Annotated in this window: 18 protein-coding genes; 4 read left to right on the top strand and 14 right to left on the bottom strand. The window is 48.9% G+C overall.

Going from position 1 to position 20846, the window contains the following annotated elements:
* The 11 genes from tmk to yceD all read right to left on the bottom strand — a co-directional run bounded on the left by tmk (position 1) and on the right by yceD (position 8808).
* A complete protein-coding gene (gene tmk / locus DYA43_RS04105) occupies positions 1-630 on the bottom strand; it encodes a dTMP kinase (protein ID WP_061056270.1) in 630 nt (209 codons plus the stop codon).
* On the bottom strand, positions 630-1643 hold the full coding sequence (gene mltG / locus DYA43_RS04100; protein ID WP_061056269.1) for an endolytic transglycosylase MltG: 1014 nt from the start codon (positions 1641-1643) through the stop codon (positions 630-632). The genes tmk and mltG overlap by 1 nt, the downstream gene beginning before the upstream one ends.
* On the bottom strand, positions 1640-2443 hold the full coding sequence (gene pabC, locus DYA43_RS04095) for an aminodeoxychorismate lyase (RefSeq protein WP_055452495.1): 804 nt from the start codon (positions 2441-2443) through the stop codon (positions 1640-1642). The genes mltG and pabC overlap by 4 nt, the downstream gene beginning before the upstream one ends.
* Before the next feature lie 85 nt (positions 2444-2528).
* Positions 2529-3773 (bottom strand): beta-ketoacyl-ACP synthase II, encoded by a 1245-nt coding sequence (gene fabF / locus DYA43_RS04090; RefSeq protein ID WP_055452503.1) that lies wholly within the window; start codon positions 3771-3773, stop codon positions 2529-2531.
* A gap of 90 nt (positions 3774-3863) precedes the next feature.
* Complete coding sequence (gene acpP, locus DYA43_RS04085) at positions 3864-4097, bottom strand: acyl carrier protein (RefSeq protein WP_014204679.1); 234 nt, start codon at positions 4095-4097, stop codon at positions 3864-3866.
* Positions 4098-4330: 233 nt separating this feature from the next.
* Complete coding sequence (fabG, locus tag DYA43_RS04080) at positions 4331-5065, bottom strand: 3-oxoacyl-ACP reductase FabG (protein WP_024374330.1); 735 nt, start codon at positions 5063-5065, stop codon at positions 4331-4333.
* Positions 5066-5092: 27 nt separating this feature from the next.
* On the bottom strand, positions 5093-6016 hold the full coding sequence (gene fabD, locus DYA43_RS04075) for an ACP S-malonyltransferase (RefSeq protein WP_020433355.1): 924 nt from the start codon (positions 6014-6016) through the stop codon (positions 5093-5095).
* A 74-nt stretch (positions 6017-6090) separates the two neighbouring features.
* Positions 6091-7041 (bottom strand): beta-ketoacyl-ACP synthase III, encoded by a 951-nt coding sequence (locus DYA43_RS04070; protein WP_020329871.1) that lies wholly within the window; start codon positions 7039-7041, stop codon positions 6091-6093.
* A 5-nt stretch (positions 7042-7046) separates the two neighbouring features.
* Positions 7047-8072 carry a phosphate acyltransferase PlsX gene (gene plsX / locus DYA43_RS04065; RefSeq protein ID WP_061056268.1) on the bottom strand — a complete coding sequence of 342 codons (1026 nt, stop codon included), beginning with the start codon at positions 8070-8072 and terminating at the stop codon, positions 7047-7049.
* Positions 8073-8081: 9 nt separating this feature from the next.
* A complete protein-coding gene (gene rpmF, locus DYA43_RS04060) occupies positions 8082-8252 on the bottom strand; it encodes a 50S ribosomal protein L32 (RefSeq protein WP_014204674.1) in 171 nt (56 codons plus the stop codon).
* Positions 8253-8283: 31 nt separating this feature from the next.
* Positions 8284-8808 (bottom strand): 23S rRNA accumulation protein YceD, encoded by a 525-nt coding sequence (yceD, locus tag DYA43_RS04055; RefSeq protein WP_032080140.1) that lies wholly within the window; start codon positions 8806-8808, stop codon positions 8284-8286.
* A 147-nt stretch (positions 8809-8955) separates the two neighbouring features.
* Between yceD and DYA43_RS04050 the strand changes: the two genes are divergently transcribed.
* On the top strand, positions 8956-9537 hold the full coding sequence (locus tag DYA43_RS04050; protein ID WP_020329868.1) for a Maf family protein: 582 nt from the start codon (positions 8956-8958) through the stop codon (positions 9535-9537).
* A gap of 45 nt (positions 9538-9582) precedes the next feature.
* Here DYA43_RS04050 and rluC read toward each other — a convergent pair whose 3' ends face one another.
* A complete protein-coding gene (rluC, locus tag DYA43_RS04045) occupies positions 9583-10533 on the bottom strand; it encodes a 23S rRNA pseudouridine(955/2504/2580) synthase RluC (RefSeq protein ID WP_061056267.1) in 951 nt (316 codons plus the stop codon).
* Positions 10534-11150: 617 nt separating this feature from the next.
* Between rluC and rne the strand changes: the two genes are divergently transcribed.
* Entirely contained in the window at positions 11151-14195 is a 3045-nt protein-coding gene (gene rne / locus DYA43_RS04040; RefSeq protein ID WP_104408472.1) for a ribonuclease E, read from the top strand.
* A gap of 52 nt (positions 14196-14247) precedes the next feature.
* Here rne and DYA43_RS04035 read toward each other — a convergent pair whose 3' ends face one another.
* Positions 14248-15006 (bottom strand): DUF481 domain-containing protein, encoded by a 759-nt coding sequence (locus DYA43_RS04035; protein WP_052193086.1) that lies wholly within the window; start codon positions 15004-15006, stop codon positions 14248-14250.
* Between the two features lie 345 nt (positions 15007-15351).
* On the opposite strand from DYA43_RS04035, the gene DYA43_RS04030 reads away from it, so the two are divergent.
* Together DYA43_RS04030 and DYA43_RS04025 are read left to right on the top strand one after the other, a co-directional pair.
* A complete protein-coding gene (locus DYA43_RS04030; protein ID WP_024374336.1) occupies positions 15352-16911 on the top strand; it encodes a SulP family inorganic anion transporter in 1560 nt (519 codons plus the stop codon).
* Positions 16912-17057: 146 nt separating this feature from the next.
* Positions 17058-17933 carry a DMT family transporter gene (locus tag DYA43_RS04025; RefSeq protein ID WP_061056265.1) on the top strand — a complete coding sequence of 292 codons (876 nt, stop codon included), beginning with the start codon at positions 17058-17060 and terminating at the stop codon, positions 17931-17933.
* Between the two features lie 89 nt (positions 17934-18022).
* On the opposite strand, the gene adhE is transcribed toward DYA43_RS04025, so the two are convergent.
* A complete protein-coding gene (gene adhE / locus DYA43_RS04020; RefSeq protein WP_020329862.1) occupies positions 18023-20725 on the bottom strand; it encodes a bifunctional acetaldehyde-CoA/alcohol dehydrogenase in 2703 nt (900 codons plus the stop codon).
* Positions 20726-20846: the final 121 nt, after the last annotated feature.

The raw sequence follows: 20846 nt of genomic DNA, 5'->3' as shown, positions 1-20846 counted from the left end.
TTAAGCGCTCTGCAACCAGTTTTCCAGAGCATGCTTGATATCGTGCGTAACCTGCTCAATGGTCTGCTCTGCATTGATGGTCACCACGGAGTCATCAGCGGCGGCCAATTCCAAATAACGCTCACGAGTACGCTCAAAAAAACTGATGTCCATCTTTTCGATGCGATCGAGTTCACCACGGCCACGGGCACGTTCCAAGCCGACTTTCGGATCGATATCCAGATAGAGTGTAAAATCGGGCTTAAATGCGCCGAGTGTGGTTTGTTTGAGGCTTTGCATGGTTTCACGTGCGATCTGGCGACCACCGCCTTGATAAGCCTGAGAAGACATGTCATGGCGGTCACCCACCACCCACTGTCCTTGTTTTAACGCAGGTTTTATCACGTTCTCGACCAATTGAACGCGCGCCGCATACATCAGCAGCAGTTCGGTCATATCCTGCAGAACTTCACCTTCATGCTCTTCTTTCACCAGCGCGCGCATTTTTTCTGCCAGCACTGTGCCGCCCGGCTCACGCGTGCGTGTGATGTTCTCAATGCCATGGGCATGGAGTGTCTCAACGACCGCTTGAATAGCCGTACTCTTACCTGCGCCCTCAAGGCCTTCTACTACGATATATTTTGAATTCATTACTGTTGTCTGAGCTGTTTTAAGTAAGCGCGTACCGCGCGGTTATGTTCTGTAAGATTCTTTGAAAACACATGACCACCGTTTCCACTGGCGACGAAATAAAGATACGCGCTCTGCTCTGGGTTCAATGCGGCGCGAATCGACGCTTCGCCAGGCATCGCAATCGGCGTTGGCGGCAATCCATTGATCACGTAGGTGTTGTACGGTGTTGGTGCACGCAGATCCTTTTTACGAATGTTGCCGTCGTAATTATCGCCCATACCGTAAATCACAGTTGGGTCTGTCTGCAGGCGCATTCTTTTATTGAGGCGATTGACAAACACCGACGCAATGCGTTCACGCTCCGATTCCACCGCGGTCTCTTTCTCAATAATTGAAGCCAGAATCAGTGCTTGGTATGGGGACGTCAACGGCAGGTTTTCCTGACGGGTTTCCCAAGCACTATTGAGAATGCCTTCCAACTTGCGGTGGGCACGCTTGAGAATATCGAGATCGCTGACCCCTTTAGTGAAATGATAGGTTTCCGCCAGAAACAGCCCTTCGAGTTTTGACTGCTCGATGCCCAATTGTTTGGCAATGTCCGCTTCCGAACTTTCGGTTAACGTATGCTTGAGCTGTTCATTTTGTTCAAGGATCGCCATCCATTCGCTAAAGCGGCTGCCTTCTACAAACGTAATCGCGAACTGATGCTCTTTGCCCGAAACCAACAATTTCAGCGCTTGTGCCAGCTTCATATCAGGCATCAGCTGATAAGTACCCGCTTTAATCTGTGTCAGTTCCGGATGGAAACGACGAACCAGTTTTTCAGCAAACTGAGAGTCTATCCAGCCATGTTTGGTCATGAGGGACAGTGCGCCATTGAGGCTAGTGCCTGACGGGATCGTCACCAGTTGTTCGCTTTGAATATCGAGAGGTTGTGACAAGTAAACATCCACTTGTTTAGTCACATAGAAGTACCCCACGGCTGCCAGAGCCAATAAGGTAAATAGCAGTGAAACGAGTTTTTTAATCACGAATTAAAGCTCTCCTGAAATCGTCGTGTGTAAAAACCGATGGAATAGTGCTGCCCGGCAAGCGCCGTTACCGGTGCGACTTCCATAATCGCATTAGAAATAAATACTTCGTCGGCATTGTCGAGATGGTCGAGCTCAAACTCACCAATCACCACTTTCAAACCGAACTTCGGAGCATCCTGAATAATAAGCCGCCGCGCAATACCAGACACGCCGGCATTATCGAGACTCGGCGTATACAACGTTTCCCCTTTTATCCAGAACAAGTTTGCCATGGTGGTTTCCACCAGATGGCCGTGAATATCCAGACAAACACCATCAGCAAACCCTGCTCTGTCCATTTCCCCTTTCAACAATACCTGCTCCAGACGGTTGTTGTGTTTGTGTCCGGCCAATAATGGATTGATACCCATACGATGGTGACACACGCCAAGGTGAAGTCCGTGTTGCTGCCAATCAGCATAGTGACCAGGGAAAGCAAAGTTGCTAATAGTAACATTGGGCTGAGTTAAATGCGCGGGACTGTAACCACGTCCGCCTTCACCTCGGCTGATGTGTAATTTAAGACCGGCTCTTTCGTCACCCAGGGTTGCAGCGTCCAACCAGGAACGAATTTGTGCCCAATCAGGCAGAGGAATGTCTAACAAATTCAGGCAGGCTTCCATGCGCTCAATATGATATGGCCAATGCTGAATGTCGCCCTGCTTAGTTAGGATGGTGGTAAAGCAACCATCACCATATTGGAAAGAGCGGTCTGCGATTGCGACCGTGTCACGGGGTTCACCGTTGTGCCAGAACATTTTTCTTCTCCCTGAAAAAAGAAACGGCTTAATGCTAAGCATCAAGCCGTTTCAACTCAAGTAAAGTTCAATGAAAATGCGGTGATTATACGCGCTTGAAGATCAGTGAACCGTTTGTGCCACCAAAGCCAAACGAGTTACACATCGCGTATTCCATGCCTTCAACTTTACGTGCTGTGTGCGGAACCAGATCCACGCCCAGACCTTCTTCTGGATTATCCAGGTTGATGGTTGGCGGAACGATTTGGTCGACCAGCGACAACACCGTAATGATAGCTTCAACCGAACCGGCGGCACCCAATAGGTGACCCGTCATTGATTTGGTAGAAGAGATCAGTACTTGTTTTGCACCGTCTTCGCCCAGAGCGCGTTTGATACCTTTCACTTCCGCTACGTCACCCGCTGGAGTAGACGTACCGTGCGCGTTCACGTAGCCGATTTGAGTACCTACTACTGCTGCATCACGCATCGCTGCTTCCATTGCCAGTGCGCCACCCGAACCATCTTCACTTGGTGAAGTCATGTGGTAAGCGTCGCCAGACATACCAAAGCCTACGATTTCTGCGTAGATTTTCGCGCCACGCGCTTTCGCGTGTTCGTATTCTTCCAGAACCATCACGCCTGCACCGTCACCCAAAACAAAACCATCACGGTCCTTGTCCCATGGACGAGAAGCTTTTGTTGGTTCATCATTGCGTGTAGACAGTGCTTTCGCCGCACCAAAGCCAGCCATACCCAGAGGGGTTGACGCTTTTTCGCTACCGCCTGCAACCATCGCTTCCGCATCACCGTATGCAATCATACGAGCTGCGTGACCGATGTTGTGTAAACCTGTAGTACATGCAGTTGAAATCGCGATGTTAGGACCACGAAGACCACGCATGATAGATAGGTTACCCGCAACCATGTTCACGATGGTTGAAGGTACGAAGAACGGGCTCACTTTACGTGGACCTTTCTCCATAAGCGCCTGATGACCTGTTTCGATCAAATCAAGACCACCGATACCAGAGCCGATTGCAACACCGACGCGTGGAGCGTTTTCTTCAGTGATTACCAGACCAGAATCGTCTAGCGCTTGGATACCCGCCGCAATACCGTACTGGATAAACAAATCCATTTTACGGGCATCTTTTTTAGACATGTACTCTTCGCAGTTAAAATCTTTTACCAGACCTGCGAAACGAGTTGAGAAATTTGTTGTATCAAAGTGTTCGATATTCACGATACCACTTTGACCAGCTAGCAGGGCTTTCCAAGAAGATTCTACAGTGTTGCCTACCGGTGACAACATACCCATGCCAGTGACAACGACACGACGCTTGGACACGATCATATTCTCCGGAAATGAAAATTCTATGAGAGATTATAGATGAGTGAGAAAAACTCAGGCGGCCAGAGGGCCGCCTGGGGAGAGACATTACTGAGCGCTGTTTACGTAATCGATCGCAGCTTGAACAGTAGTGATTTTCTCTGCTTCTTCATCAGGAATCTCAGTGTCGAATTCTTCTTCCAGAGCCATAACAAGCTCAACAGTGTCCAGAGAATCCGCACCTAGGTCTTCAACGAAAGAAGCTTCGTTTTTAACTTCTGCTTCGTCTACGCCTAGCTGTTCAACGATGATTTTCTTTACGCGTTCTTCGATGTTGCTCATTTTTCTTTTCCTTTACAGATTTCGCCTAATGCGATGATTCCGTAGTTTATTCGAACTAGTGAAAGTTGCAAGGGGGACCTTGCTGGTCAAACCACAAATTTGGCGATTTTAACCGAAATTCACACCATTTTTGACATATATCATGCACAAATCTTGCGCATTTCACTGACAAGTTTTGGACGAAGTCAACATTTTACTAAACCAGTTTCGTTCATTTCGCCCCAAACTTGGCCTTAAACCATGTACATTCCGCCGTTAACGTGCAGAGTTTCACCAGTAATGTACGCTGCTTCCGGAGATGCCAGGAATGCAACCGCGGATGCGATTTCACGTGGATCCCCCAAACGACCTGCTGGCACTTGTGCTAGTGTAGCAGTACGTTGGTCGTCATTCAGCGCTTTTGTCATATCCGTTTCGATGAAACCTGGTGCAACTGTGTTCACAGTCACGCCACGAGATGCAACTTCACGCGCCATTGACTTGGTAAAGCCAATTACGCCCGCTTTTGCTGCTGCGTAGTTCGTTTGGCCAGCGTTGCCCATTGTACCGACAACAGAACCAACGTTGATGATACGACCTTGACGTTTTTTCATCATGCCACGTAGTACAGCTTTAGACAGACGGAAGATAGACGTCAAGTTAGTATCCAGGATATCGGTCCATTCGTCATCTTTCATGCGCATTAACAGGTTATCACGAGTGATACCTGCGTTGTTCACCAGAATATCGATGCCGCCAAATTCGTCGTTGATGCTTTTCAACACAGACTCGATAGAGTCTACGTCTGTCACGTTCAACGCCAAACCTTTACCGTTATCGCCCAGATACGCGCTGATTGCATCTGCACCGCTTTCACTGGTTGCCGTACCGATTACTGTGGCACCACGTTCAACCAATAGTTCCGCGATCGCTTTACCGATACCACGGCTTGCGCCAGTTACCAGGGCAACTTTGCCTTCCAGATTCATGAAATTACTCATGTTTATTTCCTATTCTTACTTAACCGCTTCCAGTGAAGCGATGTCGTTCACTGCAGCTGCGTCTAGCGTTTTCACAATACGTTTAGTCAGACCAGTCAACACCTTGCCTGGGCCAACTTCAATCAGTTTTTCAATGCCTTGTTCTGCCATCTTTTCAACGCCTTCGGTCCAGCGAACTGGGCTGTGCAATTGACGAACCAACGCATCTTTGATTTTCGCTGGATCAGTTTCAGCGACTACATCAACGTTGTTGATAACAGGAATTTGTGGAGTGTTGAATGTCAGCGCTTCTAGCGCAACAGCCAATTTTTCAGCCGCTGGTTTCATCAGAGCACAATGTGAAGGTACAGAAACTGGCAGAGGCAGAGCACGTTTAGCGCCCGCTTCTTTACACAGTGCGCCAGCGCGTTCTACCGCATCTTTCTGGCCTGCGATCACCACCTGACCTGGTGAGTTAAAGTTCACAGGAGACACTACATCACCTTGCGCGGCTTCTTCACACGCTTTGGCAATAGCCGCATCATCCAGACCAATGATCGCGTACATTGCGCCTGTACCTGCTGGCACGGCTTCTTGCATCAGTTGACCACGCAGTTCAACCAGTTTGATCGCAGCTTTAAAATCAATCACACCAGCACAAACCAGTGCTGAGTATTCACCCAGGCTGTGGCCTGCCAGCACTTCTGGCTGCTCCAGGCCCAGCTCCTGCCATACACGCCAGATAGCAACAGAAGACGCCAGCAGTGCAGGTTGAGTACGGAAAGTCTGGTTGAGATCTTCTGCAGGACCGTTCTGAACCAGAGCCCAAAGGTCGTAACCCAGTGCATCAGACGCTTCTGCAAAAGTTTGTTTAACTACATCATACTGTTCGCCAAGCTCGGCAAGCATACCAACTGCCTGAGAACCCTGACCTGGAAATACGATAGCAAACTTGCTCATTGTTTTTTTCCTTAACTAAGAATGAATAAGGAGTCTCGCGACTCCTTAAAGTCTAATTTATTATTGAGCGGGCGTTAGAACTTGACTAACGCAGAACCCCAGGTGAAACCACCACCAAAGGCTTCTAAAAGCAGAGTCTGACCACGTTTGATACGACCATCACGTACCGCTTCATCCAGTGCCGTTGGCACCGTCGCAGCGGAAGTATTACCATGACGGTCAAGCGTGATCACCACTTGATCCAGCGACATTGATAGCTTTTTCGCTGTCGCAGAAATAATTCGGTAGTTCGCCTGATGTGGCACCAACCAGTCTAGTTCAGACTTATGCATGTTGTTGGCAGCCAGAGTGTCTTTGACCAGTTTTGAAAGCTGAGTCACAGCTACTTTGAATACTTCGTTGCCTGCCATGTACAACCATTTGTCGACATCACCACCGCGCTCTGGCACTTCCAGGCTCAGTAGATCGCCGAATTCACCATCGGCGTAAATGTGGGTCGACAAAATACCTGGCTCTTCACTGGCACCAACCACCACGGCACCCGCACCATCACCAAAAAGAATGATAGTGGAACGATCCGTCGGGTCACAGGTTTTTGACAACGCATCAGAACCAATTACCAGCACGTTTTTGCACATGCCGGATTTGATATGCTGATCAGCCACCGACAAACCGTACATAAAGCCGGAACATGCCGCTGCAAGATCAAACGCCGGACAGCCTTTGATGCCCAGTTTCGCTTGAACCTGACAGGCTGAAGATGGAAACGTATGGCTGCTACTGGTTGTGGCAAGAATGATTAAGTCGATGTCGTTTTTATCAATGCCCGCCATTTCAATGGCGTTTTGCGCAGCATAAAAGCCCATATCGGCTACGGTTTCATTTTCTGCGGCAATACGACGCTCACGAATACCGGTGCGCGTGACAATCCACTCATCACTTGTATCTACCATTTTCTCCAAATCTGCGTTAGTACGCACCTGAGATGGCAGGTAGCTGCCTGTACCTAAAATTTTGCTATACATGAAGACTAATAATGCCTCTCGAGTAAAACCGCTTCCAAACGATCGCTTATACGGCTGGGTACTTGTCGTTTCACTTCATGTACCGCTTCTGAAATTGCATTCACGACAGCGGATACATCAGCACTTCCATGACTTTTAATGACAATGCCGCGCAATCCTAGCAAACTTGCGCCGTTATACTGGTCGGGGTTCAATGTTTTTAGTTCAGTAAATAGCTCAGAAAACAGTTTTCTGGCAATCCAACCCTTTATGGATGAGGCTAAAAACTTACTTTTTAACTTATCGATAAAGAGTTGCGCAGTTCCTTCACACGTTTTCAGACATACGTTGCCGACAAAACCGTCACACACCACGACATCGGCGGTGTCTAACAGCAGTTGGTTACCTTCAATATAACCAATAAAATTCACGGCTTGGGTCTGATGGAGCATTTCTGCACAACGTTTGACAAGATCATTGCCTTTTATTTCCTCAGCACCGATATTGAGAATCGCAACTCGTGGCGGACGAGACAAATGCTGTTCTGCCAAAGCTGAGCCCATGACAGCAAACTGAAACAGCGAATCTGCATCACTGGAAACATTCGCACCGAGGTCCAACATCCAGGTTCTGCCGCCGAACGCAGTAGGCAGCGCAGAAACTAACGCTGGTCTGTCGATACCTGGTAATAATTTAAGACGGAAACGAGAAAGCGCCATCAAGGCACCGGTATTGCCGGCGCTGACACAAGCATCAGCTTGCCCTTCTGCAACCAAATCGATCGCCATGCCCATAGAGCTGCCATGACTGTTGCGAAGCGCGAGAGAGGGTTTCTCTGAGTTAGAAATAACTCGGTCACTGTGCAAAATACTCAAACGAGTGTTTGCTTCGTAACCTAGAAGTGAAAGTTGACGGGCGATCATGGCCTGATCACCAACGAGGGTCACTTTTAGCTCTGGGAAATGCGACAGTGCCTGCACGGCGGCAGGCACTGTGACGCGAGGACCGAAATCCCCGCCCATTGCATCAAGTGCAACGGTTAAATTATGCAAAGGTCAACCTTACTTGTTGATAACCTTTTTGCCACGGTAGTAACCGTCAGCAGTCACGTTGTGACGTAGGTGAGTTTCACCTGAAGTCGCATCTACAGATAGAGCAGCTGTAGTAAGCGCATCGTGTGAACGACGCATACCACGGCGTGAACGTGTTTTACGGTTTTGTTGTACGGCCATTGACCCTACTCCTATGTTATTGCTTAAAGATTTACTTCTTTAAACTTTTTAAAACATCGAATGGATTCGGCTTGTCTTCCAACACTTCGTCTGGAAGTTCACCAAACACCATATTGTCTGAATTAACGCTACAATCCGCTTCGTCATGCATTGCTACCTGAGGCAGATTAATGATGAACTCGTCTTCAACTAGCTGAATCAGGTCAACCTCACCAAACTCGTTCAGATCTACCAAATCGTACTCGTCCGGGGCGTCTTCTTCACTTTTCGGCCCGAAATACGGGGTGTAAGTGAATTCGACCTCACACTCGTGTGTGAAAACCTCATTACAGCGTTGACACTCTAAATCGACTTCGATGTTAGCTTTACCAGAGATAACAACGAGTCGCTGTTCATCAAGCCCAAATGACAATGAAACTTGTGCGTCGCGTTTAACGCCTGCAGTTGATTCCTCTAGGCGCTTAAAAAGACTCATTTGGATGATGCCATCGTAGTCAAGTCGTTTTGAAGCTGCTTTCGCCGGATCAACTGATCGCGGTATTTTTACCTTTTGCATAGGGCGCGAATATTATCTTCCAAAATAGGTTTAGTCAAAGAAAAAGGCAAAAAAGTTAGTTTTTTTTCCCTTTCCGCTGAGAGCATTATGAACAGCCAGTTTACTTGAGATATGCTGCTGCCAAACTCGCGATAATTGTAAATTAAAATGCAAAATTACCAACTAGTTTTAGCGTCCACATCCCCATTTCGTCAGCAACTTCTGAGCAAACTACATCTGCCCTTTTCCACAGCGACACCAGATTGCGATGAAACTCCGCACGTCGGGGAATCCCCTCAGCGACTGGTGCAACGTCTGGCAGAAGAAAAAGCCCGTTCATGCTCTGTAACTGCACCGAGTTTAGTGATTGGCTCTGACCAGGTTTGCGTGATCAACGGTCAAATCGTCGGCAAGCCACACACTCGAGAAAAAGCGATTGAACAACTGCTCAGCCAGAGTGGTCAGGCGATCACTTTTTACACCGGATTAGCACTGTACAACACTGAAACCGATCAAGCACAGGTTGTACTCGATACCTTTACTGTGCATTTTCGTCAGCTAAGCCGCGAAATGGCGACTCACTACGTCGATAGAGAACAACCTCTCAACTGTGCGGGCAGTTTTAAAAGCGAGGGACTGGGTATCGCTTTATTCGAGCGTTTGGAGGGCGATGACCCCAATACACTGGTTGGGCTTCCGCTGATCCAATTAGTCAAATTGCTGGAGAACGAATCCGTCTACGTATTGTAAACACGCTTCAGACTAAAAGGCTTGTCGTGAGACAAGCCTTTTAGTTCATCCCGCCTGACGCATTTTCGCCAGTGCTTTTTCCAACTTGGCGTCGAGCGGTGCATTGATTTCCATCTTCTCACCGCTGGCAGGGTGAACAAACTGAATATTGGCCGCATGCAGAAATAAACGGTCTATGCCGAATTGCGCTGTGTAAGCATCAAAGCGGCGGTCACCATAACGGTCATCCCACGCAATCGGATGGCCAACATATTGAGTGTGAACACGAATCTGGTGGGTTCGGCCAGTGATTGGGCTTGCCTGGATCAGCGTTGCCTGAGGGAACTTTTCCAGAATTTTGAAGCGGGTTTCCGACGGTTTTCCATTCGGGTTGACGCGCACAATACTGTTGACTTCATTCTTCAGCAGCGGAGCGTTGACCACTTTGCAGCTGTTTTTCCACTCGCCCATCACGAGTGCGAAGTAATACTTCTGTACGGTTTTCTCTCGAAACTGGCTCTGTAACTGACGCAGTGCTGAACGCTTTTTGGCAATCAACAGAATGCCGGACGTATCGCGGTCAATGCGATGCACCAGTTCAAGAAAACGCGCTTGCGGACGCAGAGCTCGCATTGCTTCAATCGCGCCAAATTTCAACCCGCTGCCGCCATGCACCGCAGTGCCTGACGGTTTGTTCAGTACCAACATATGGTCATCTTCATAGAGGATGCAATGCTCGAGCTCCGCAACTTTATTAAGCTTGGTGCTCGGTGCTGGTGCTTCGTCCTCTTTGATTTCCATCGTCACTGGTGGAACGCGTACGACATCGCCCGCTTCGAGTTTGTATTCCGCTTTGACGCGCTTTTTGTTCACGCGTACTTCGCCCTTGCGCAGAATTCGATAAACCACGCTTTTCGGGATAGTTTTTAATTGGTTGCGCAAAAAGTTATCAATGCGCTGACCAGCCATGTCTTCATCGATATCGATGAACTGGACTTCTGTTCTCATTTCGCTCATGGCGGCTATTCTAACCGTTATAGGATGAAATTCACATTTTTCTTCGTAACAGAAAAACGGCGTTTCAGCTTAAAATTCGCTCTAAATTGTTGAAAGTCACACCAATAGCACGCTTTGCACCGACAAATCGGCGTTGTTTTACTGATAGATTTCAAAACTTGTTTGCAATTTTCTCTGCGAATAATCAGCGTTCACTGACATTTTTTGTACAGAGTCTTAAAATTTTAAGCGCTTTCTAATAAAGCCGATTGCTGAGTTTACCAGTCGCTGCTATAGTTCACAGCTGCAATAATCGAACAGGTGATAAATTATTTTAACCGTTCTTTTGGCGCAGTTTTATGAGTAGTCGGCCGAACATCAATGTGCAGCACGTGGCGTAAGACACCATTGGTTGAGGCTTTCTTGTTGCTCTACTCATCGTCATTTCATGTTGAGTACTCTCCGCCTCTATGCGGATCACAGGCGTGTTGCATGCTTGTGATGACTGTCGTGCCCTCAGAGCATCCCCTCCAGCCGGGAGGCTGTAACGAATAAGCCATGGGATCAGGCACCGTGAAAACGAAACAAACGCAGCAAGAACAATAATCAAAATGAAAGAAAGAAAACGAGATTTTTAAATGAAAAGAATGTTAATTAACGCAACTCAGAAAGAAGAGTTGCGTGTCGCATTGGTGGATGGCCAGCGACTTTTCGATTTGGATATCGAAAGTCCTGGACATGAATCCAAAAAAGCAAATATCTACAAAGGTCGCATCACCCGCATTGAACCAAGTCTGGAAGCAGCATTCGTCGATTACGGCGCAGAAAGACACGGTTTCCTCCCTCTCAAAGAAATTGCCCGCGAATACTTCCCTGAAGGTTACAGTTACCAAGGCCGTCCAAGCATTAAAGAAGTGCTGACCGAAGGCCAGGAAGTGATCGTGCAAGTTGAGAAAGAGGAACGCGGTAGCAAAGGCGCAGCCCTGACCACTTTTATCTCCCTTGCAGGTAGCTACCTGGTTCTGATGCCTAACAACCCTCGTGCTGGCGGTATTTCTCGCCGCATCGAAGGTGACGAGCGCACTGAACTTAAGTCGGCGTTAAGCACGTTGGAACTGCCTCAGGGCATGGGCCTTATCGTGCGTACCGCTGGTGTAGGTAAAAGCGGTGAAGAGCTGGAGTGGGACCTGAATGTTCTGTTGAACCATTGGAGTGCGATCAAGCAAGCGTCGGATTCAAATCCTGCGCCATTCCTGATCCACCAGGAAAGTAACGTTATCGTGCGTGCGATTCGTGACTACCTGCGCCGTGACATCGGTGAAATCCTGATCGACAGCAACACCATCTACGAACGTGCGCTTGAGCACATCCGTTTGGTGCGTCCTGATTTCGTTAATCGCGTGAAGAAGTATGACGGTGAAGTTCCACTGTTCAGCCACTTCCAGATTGAAAGCCAAATCGAATCTGCATTCCAACGTGAAGTTCGTCTGCCATCTGGTGGTTCGATTGTTATCGACCCAACCGAAGCACTGACCTCTATCGATATCAACTCCGCCCGTGCAACCAAAGGTGGCGATATCGAAGAAACCGCTCTGAACACGAACCTGGAAGCAGCTGACGAAATCGCTCGCCAACTTCGTCTGCGTGACCTTGGTGGTTTGGTCGTCATCGACTTTATCGATATGACGCCAGTTCGCCATCAACGTGAAGTGGAAAACCGTCTGCGTGAAGCGGTACGTGTTGACCGAGCTCGCGTTCAAATTGGCCGTATTTCACGCTTTGGTCTGCTGGAAATGTCGCGTCAGCGTCTGAGCCCATCACTGGCTGAAGCAAGCCACCACATCTGTCCTCGTTGTACTGGTACAGGTGTCATTCGTGACAACGAATCTCTGGCTCTGTCTGTTCTGCGTTTGATCGAAGAAGAAGCCCTGAAAGACAACACCTCTCAGGTGCTGGCTGTCGTACCGGTTTCTATCGCATCTTACCTGTTGAACGAGAAGCGTCGTTCAGTGAACCACATTGAGCGCATTCAGGAAGTGAAAATCACGGTTGTGCCTAACTCAGATATGGAAACACCTCATTTTGAAGTGATTCGTGTCCGTGAAGGCGAAGAACAGAATATTCTGTCTTACCTGATTCCTCGCAAACTGGAAGCAATGAAAGAAGCTGAAGGTAAAGAGCCATCAGAATCTGAGATCAAACCAAAACGTATCGAAGAACCGGTACTGAAAGGTTTTGCTGCTCCAGCTCAAGCGGTTCCGGCACCTGCACCATCTCCGAAACCTCAGGTTGAAAAACCACAGGAAGTTAAGGAAGAAAAACCAGGTCTGTTCAGCCGCTTCTTGAAAGCCCTGTCGGGACTGTTCGCAGCACCAGCACAAGAGCCGAAGAAAGAAGAGCAAGACAAACCTAAAGCGAAAGGCAACGATGACCGTAACAAGTCTTCTCAGCCACGTCGTGACCGTAATGATCGCCGTCGTAACTCACGAGATAAGAACAAGCGTAAGCCAAACGACGAAACGAAAGATAAAGCTGGCGAGAACAAAGCGTTCGAAGATAAAGATACGCAGACGACCCGCAAGCAAGAGCGTAAGCCAAAGCAAGATCGCAATGACCGTGGTGAACGCGGTGAGCGTAATGACCGAGGCGAGCGCAACGAGCGTAGTGATCGTAACGAGCCACGTCGCAACAAGCGTGACGATGCAAAATCAGCCAAGCTGATGGAGCAAGGTCGTCAGCTGGCCGCGGATGCTCAACAAGAGCCGACGGATGCTCCTCGCAACGAAGCGAAGGAAGAAAAAGCAGCCGTAGTGAAAGAGCGTCGTCAACGTCGCAAACTGACTAAGCAGATTCGCGTTAAAGATCAGCAGGCTGCCGAGGAAGAGATCCTCAATGATACAACTCCAGTGGTAGATGCTGCGGTTGAGTCTGTGAAAGAGATCAACACCGAAGTTGCTGACACCGAAGGTCAAGAAGGCGATAACGATCAGAAACAGCGTCGTAACCGTCGTTCACCTCGCCACCTGCGTGCAAGTGGTCAGCGCCGCCGTCGCGGACGTGATCGCCGCCCTAATCCATTCCGCCTGCGTAAAGGCGGAGTTGCCTCTCCTGAGATGGCAATGGGTAAAGTCATGCCACGTTACGATTTGGCCAAACCTGCGCCAAAAGCACCGAAAGTTGAAGAGACTCCGGTAGCAGAAGTAAGCGTTGCTCTGGGTGGTGTTGCTTGTCCGGAAATGGCAATGGGTAAAGTGATCATTCGCCGTGAAACACCTGCTGTAGTCGCAGAAGCACCGATGGAAACACCTGTTGTTGAAGCGGTCGCGGAAATCGTGGCTCAACCTGAAGTGGTTGAAACAGTAGTCGCTCCGGTTGTCGTTGAAGCGCCAAGCGAAGAACCCGTTGCAGAACCAGAAGTGGTTGTTGAAGTTGCGGTAGCGGAACCAGTAGCTGCACCGATCGTCGAAGAAGCTCCGATTGTCGTCAGCAAACCAGTGGCTAAACCTGCTGTAACGTCTGGTCGCGCCTCGGCGCCAATGGCGAAAGCGCCTGGTACCAACGAACTGAAGGAAATCACTGTACTCGCAGCACCGTTCCGCAGTGAACGTTACCAATCTCGCGGTGCAGGTAGCCAAGCTGCCAGCAACCAAGCGAGCGCTACAATGACTAAGCCTCAGTTCTAACACCATCACGGTTAGATAATAAAAGCCCACCTCACGGTGGGCTTTTTATTGCTCAGAATGCATAATTCAAACTCAGCGTGCTGTAGATTTCATCGTGGCTCTTACCTGCCGCGACCTGCGAGTTGTAGATGTACTCAGTATCGAGCACCAACGCTAATTTCTCCGCTAGCTTGTTTTTCAAAAAGGCATTCGCAGTTGTCGTGGTATTCGAATCGCCATAGTCGACCCGCAACCCACCGCCAACATTCATTGCCGCTGTTAGTTGGGTATTACCGTTGACGAATGCGTTCGCAATCACATCGTCCTGACTCTCGTTCGGGCGAGTTTTATCGTAAGACTGGCGCTTGGAATAACGAAAACCAGGGCCGGCACCCATCTCAAGTTTTGATGTCTCATCGTCAATCAACGTCTTGCCTAAACCGGCCACAATCAGCGCTTGGTGACGGTAAGTCGCAAACTGATCGTGCTCGTATTTAGCGTTACTAAACCAAAACATATCGTCCGTCACGCTGTGTTTGATGTCGTAAATAATCCGATATTTGTTGGTCCCGTCGTCATCTGACTGATGAGAATAGTAAGTGGCTAATGATAACTGCTGCTTACGCTGCGCTTCATCGTACTTCAATGTCGCTCCCGAATTGACGGACATCGATGTGCTGTCGGTTTTAGAGAAAATAAAGCCTAACTTGGCATCGCCGCTCAATTTACTTGTTGATTTGCCACTGTCTGACTCTTGTGGTGCAGAAAAAGCGCCTGTTGAACCTACACAAAATAGCACCATCGCCGCAACAGTGTTTCCTTTGGCTGACATAACCTATCTCCAACTGAAAAAGCATAAAGCGGCCACTATATGACACCTAACACACTGCAACGTTAACTGACCGTCAAAAAAGGCAGAGGTAGGCCTGAAACACAGCCCGTTATCGGTTTACGTTATTACAGCTAGCGGGATATTTACCCGGTTAATTGTTGAACTTAATCACACTATTCAGTACCATCGCCGACTGAAAAACTGACACCCTTCTGCTGCTATTCTTTTTTTGTCACAATTTTGGCCTGTCGTCGGTGACTCATGTCATCGCACTTGCATTGGGCTTAGCGTCAGCACAGAGCATGTGTCTCCACTCATTTAACGACAGCGAAAAACTGAATACTCATGTTTGAATTCCCACAATTTTCTAAGCATTCGGTAAAAAATGACGTGCTATCGGGCTTAACCGTAGCGCTGGCATTGGTTCCCGAAGCCGTCGCATTTGCCTTCGTGGCGGGTGTGGATCCCATGGTTGGTCTTTACGCCGCCTTTATTGTCGGTCTGGTTACCTCAATTTTTGGCGGTCGTCCGGGCATGATCTCTGGCGCCACGGGTGCAATGGCCGTCGTCATGGTGAGTCTGGTCGCTTCACATGGCGTTCAGTACCTGTTTGCTGCCATCTTGTTTGCTGGCATGCTGCAGATTGCCGCAGGTCTGTTTAAGCTCGGTAAATTCATTCGTATGGTGCCGCATCCGGTGATGATCGGTTTCGTTAACGGTCTGGCGATTGTGATTTTCCTCGCCCAACTTGGTCAGTTCAAAGCGCCAGATATTAACGGCATGCTGACCTGGTTACCACAAGACCAAATGATGCTGATGCTGGGTTTGGTTGCTCTGACGATGGCCATCATTTACTTCCTGCCTAAAATCACCACGGCCGTGCCATCTTCGCTGGCGGCGATCGTAACGATTACGCTCCTCGTTCAGGGATTGGGGCTGGAAACTCGCACAGTAGTGGATTTCCTGCGTGCGATGTCGGGCAATGAGGCGGCAACGCTGGCGGGCAACCTGCCAAGCTTCTCGATTCCGAGTGTGCCAATGACACTGGAAACGCTGCAAATCATTCTGCCTTATTCTGTAATTCTGGCTGCGATCGGCCTGATTGAATCACTGCTGACCCTGACGGTGCTCGATGAGATGACCAACACGCGTGGTCAGTCTAACCGCGAGTGTATGGGCCAGGGTCTGGCAAACATCACGTGTTCAATGTTCGGTGCCATGGGCGGTTGTGCGATGATTGGTCAGTCGATGATCAACGTGAACTCAGGTGGTCGTGGTCGCCTTTCGGGTATTGTTGCCGCGGTAATGCTGCTGGTCTTTATTCTGTTTGCATCTTCTCTGATTGAGATGATCCCTCTAGCCGCACTGGTTGGCGTGATGTTTATGGTGGTAATTGGGACCTTTGAATGGGCAACATTCAAACTGGCACGCCGCGTACCAAAGCAAGACTTCTTTGTGATAGTGCTGGTTACCGTCGTGACGGTATTTACCGATCTGGCGATTGCGGTCGCGGTTGGCGTGATTGCTTCAGCGTTGATGTTTGCCTGGGAACACGCGAAACACATCTACGCCAGCAGCTACATCAATGAAGAAGGCTCAAAGGTTTACCAGATCAACGGTCCGATTTTCTTTGGCTCTGCAGCCAACTTCCTCGAACTGTTCGACGCACAGAGCGATCCACAAGATGTGATTGTTGATTTCGCCCAGTCGCGTGTTGCCGATCACTCCGCCATTGAGGCGATTGAAACCATTGCTGAACGTTACGCCAGTGTCGGCAAAACTCTTCATCTTCGCCATCTGAGTCAGGATTGTCGCGCCCTGCTACAAAAAGCAGGCAGCCTGGTTGAAATTAACGTTAAAGAAGACCCAAGCTACAAAGTGGCGACCGATGTGCTGGCTGGTTAAGCTGAGCATCAACAATTATCTGCGTCCCAAAGCCTCTCTCCTGAGAGGCTTTTTGTTTTTGCTGCTTTATTACCCATGAATTAACTTGCTGATACTCCATAGCTTTCATAGCATAGTGCCCTCGCTCTTTTCTCGGATACTTCATCATGACATGGATCTTCTTCACCTTTCTTGCCGCCTTCATGCAATCCTGGCGAAACGCCTTTCAAAGCCGTCTCTCCGGCGATGTGAAGACCGCAGGCGTTACTTTGGCACGCTTTCTCTGGGCTGGTCCTTTAGCGGCGCTTTATCTTGCCGTGCTCTATCAAGTTGAACCGATAGCCTTACCCACGTTTAACTCCTTGCTCGTTATCTTCATCGTGGGGGCATCATTGATGCAAATTCTCGCCACGGCATTGATGGTGAAACTGTTTAAATTCAATAATTACGCGGTCGGCGCCGGACTGGCCAAGAGCGAAGCGCTCGTGGCCGCTATTCTGGGGATGCTCTTCTTTGGGACCCACCTGAGCTTCCTTGGTTGGATCGGTGTACTGCTGGGTGGCATAGGCGTATTTATGTTGAGTGCTCAAGGTGGCTTTCGCCAACTGTCTCTGCCCACCATTGTGCTTGGCTTAGGAAGTGGCAGCGCGTTCGCCCTTACGTCGCTTTGGGTTCGTGAAGCTAGCCTCGCCCTTGGTCTGCCTTTTCCTCATAGTGCGGCCTGGGTGTTGCTGCTGGTGATTTCGCTACAAACCGTCCTCTTGGTCGGCTACTTGCTGGTGCGTGATATCCACACTCTCAAAGTCCTGTGGTCTAAGCCCAAACTGACGGCTCTTACCAGCGTCAGCAGTTGTGTGGGTTCCATTGGCTGGTTCAGCGCCATGTCATTGCAGGCGGTGCCTTACGTTAAAACTCTCGGGCAGGTCGAAATATTTTTTACTATGTTAATTTCCGTATTCTGGCTCAAACAGCGGGTACGGATTAAAGATGGTTTGGGTCTGATTCTGGTGGCCTTAGCCGCAGTCATGGTGATGTGGACTTAGTCATCCCCTCAAAGCGAAAAAGCCCCACCAAACGGTGGGGCTTGTCTTTTTCCCGATTATAAGTTTCGTGCTAGCGAAAACTTATCTCATTACGCTTCAGCTTTGTCTTTCTTCGCTTTAGGCGCAACTTTTGCTGCTTCTTGGTCTGCTTTTTTCTTGATTACAGTTGTACCTTCGAAAGTTTCACCTTCAACGAATGGTTTACCGTAGTAAGAAGCCAACAGTACTTCTTTCAGCTCGCTGATTAGAGGGTAACGTGGGTTCGCACCAGTACATTGGTCATCGAACGCTTCTACCGCTAGCTCATCAACTTTCGCCAGGAAGTCCGCTTCGTTCACACCTGCAGCCTGAATAGACGCTGGAATATCCAGAGCCAGTTTCAGCTCTTCCAACCAACCTAGCAGACGCTCAATTTTCTGAGCAGTGCGGTCGCCTGGTTGAGACAGCCCCAAGTGGTCAGCCACTTCAGCATAACGACGACGAGCTTGTGGACGGTCGTACTGAGAGAATGCAGTTTGTTTAGTTGGGTTGTCATTCGCGTTGTAACGAACTACGTTTGCCATCAGCAGTGAGTTTGCCAGACCGTGAGGTAGGTGGAACTCAGCACCGATTTTGTGCGCCATTGAGTGACATACACCCAGGAACGCGTTGGCAAATGCCACACCAGCAATAGTAGCTGCGTTGTGTACTTTCTCACGAGCGATTGGATCTTTCGCGCCGTTTGCGTAGCTTGAAGGCAGGTATTCTTTCAGCAGTTTAAGTGCTTGCAGAGCCTGACCGTCAGAGTATTCGTTCGCCAGTACAGATACGTAAGCTTCCAGTGCGTGAACTACTGCATCGTAACCACCGAAGGCAGTCAGAGACTTAGGCATGTTCATGACCAGGTTCGCGTCTACGATCGCCATGTTTGGAGTCAGTTCGTAGTCAGCCAGTGGGTATTTCGCACCAGTCTGATCGTCTGTCACTACCGCGAATGGCGTTACTTCTGAACCAGTACCTGAAGTGGTTGTGATACAAACCAGCTCAGCTTTTTGACCCATTTTAGGGAACTTGTAGATACGTTTACGGATGTCCATAAAGCGCATGGCCAGTTCTTCGAAGTGAGTTTCTGGGTGCTCGTACATTACCCACATGATCTTCGCTGCATCCATTGGTGAACCACCGCCCAGAGCCAGAATAACGTCTGGTTGGAAGCTACGCATTTGCTCTGCACCTTTCTTAACGATAGACAGAGTTGGATCCGCTTCTACTTCGTAGAATGTAGTCACTTCCATGCCTTGAGCTTTCAGCAGGCTCACTACTTCATCTGCGTAACCGTTATTGAATAGGAAACGGTCAGTTACCAGGAACGCGCGTTTCTTACCTTCTAGGTCGCCCAGAGCGACTGGAAGGCTACCACGACGGAAGTAGATTGATTTAGGTAGTTTGTGCCACAACATGTTTTCAGCTCGCTTCGCAACAATTTTCTTGTTGATTAGGTGTTTAGGACCTACGTTCTCAGAGATAGAGTTACCACCCCAAGAACCACAACCTAGCGTCAGAGATGGCGCAACGTTGAAGTTGTACAGGTCACCGATACCACCGTGAGTAGTAGGGATGTTCACCAGAATGCGAGCTGTTTTCAGACGGTCGCCGAAGTAACGGATACGGTCTGCGTTCACGTCTTGGTCAGTGTATAGGCCTGAAGTATGACCGATACCGCCGATTTCAACCATTTTCACTGCTTGGTCAACCGCATTTTCGAAAGAAGAAGCACGGAACATACCCAGTGTTGGAGACAGTTTCTCATGAGCGAATTCATCGTCGTAAGACACTTCACCGATACCTTCACCCACTAGGATCTTAGTATCCGCTGGTACTTTAACGCCGGCCATTTCAGCAATCTTAGTTGCAGGCTGACCTACGATTTTCGCGTTCAGAGCACCATCAATCAGAAGCACTTTACGCACTTTGTCTGCGTCTGCTTTGCTCAGTACGTGCGCTTTGTGAGTCGCGAAACGCTCTTTCACTTCGTCGTACACTTCGTCCATAACGATCACAGCCTGCTCAGAAGCACACACTACGCCGTTGTCGAAAGTTTTAGACATCAGAACTGATGCTACCGCACGCTTGATGTCAGCAGTTTCGTCGATAACTACAGGCACGTTACCCGCACCTACGCCGATCGCTGGTTTACCTGAAGAGTATGCCGCTTTCACCATGCCTGGACCGCCAGTTGCAAGGATCAGTGCAATACCTTCATGCTTCATCAGTGCGTTAGACAGTTCTACAGATGGTTGGTCAATCCAACCGATGATGTCTTTTGGAGCACCAGCAGCAACCGCTGCATCCAGAACCAGTTTCGCCGCATCGTTAGTTGAGTTCTTCGCACGTGGGTGTGGTGAGAAGATGATACCGTTACGAGTTTTCAGAGAAATCAGTGATTTGAAAATCGCAGTTGAAGTTGGGTTGGTGGTTGGGACAATACCACAGATGATACCTACAGGCTCAGCGATGGTCATGGTGCCCATGCTGTCGTCTTCTTCAAGAATGCCGCAAGTTTTTTCATCTTTGTACTTGTTGTAGATGTACTCAGATGCAAAGTGGTTCTTGATTACTTTATCCTCAACGATACCCATGCCTGATTCTGCTACCGCTTGTTGCGCTAGAGGAATACGAGCTTGGTTAGCTGCTAGAGATGCTGCACGGAAGATTTTGTCTACTTGCTCTTGAGAGTAAGTAGCAAATTCAGCTTGTGCTGCTTTTACGCGAGCCACAAGAGCATCAAGTTCAGCCAGGTTAGTTACAGGCATAATGAATCTCCTAAAATAGAAAAACGTTAAAAACTCTTTATTAAGTATGCGTCCTTGAGTTTTTTCTCATTTGGTCAACGATTTATCTAACGACAGACTTAGTAAATTGCTTTCATGGCTG

Source organism: Vibrio fluvialis, assembly GCF_900460245.1.
GTDB lineage: Bacteria > Pseudomonadota > Gammaproteobacteria > Enterobacterales > Vibrionaceae > Vibrio > Vibrio fluvialis.
The sequence above is the reverse complement of the archived record's forward strand: the minus strand, read 5'-3'. Positions and strand labels throughout refer to the sequence as shown.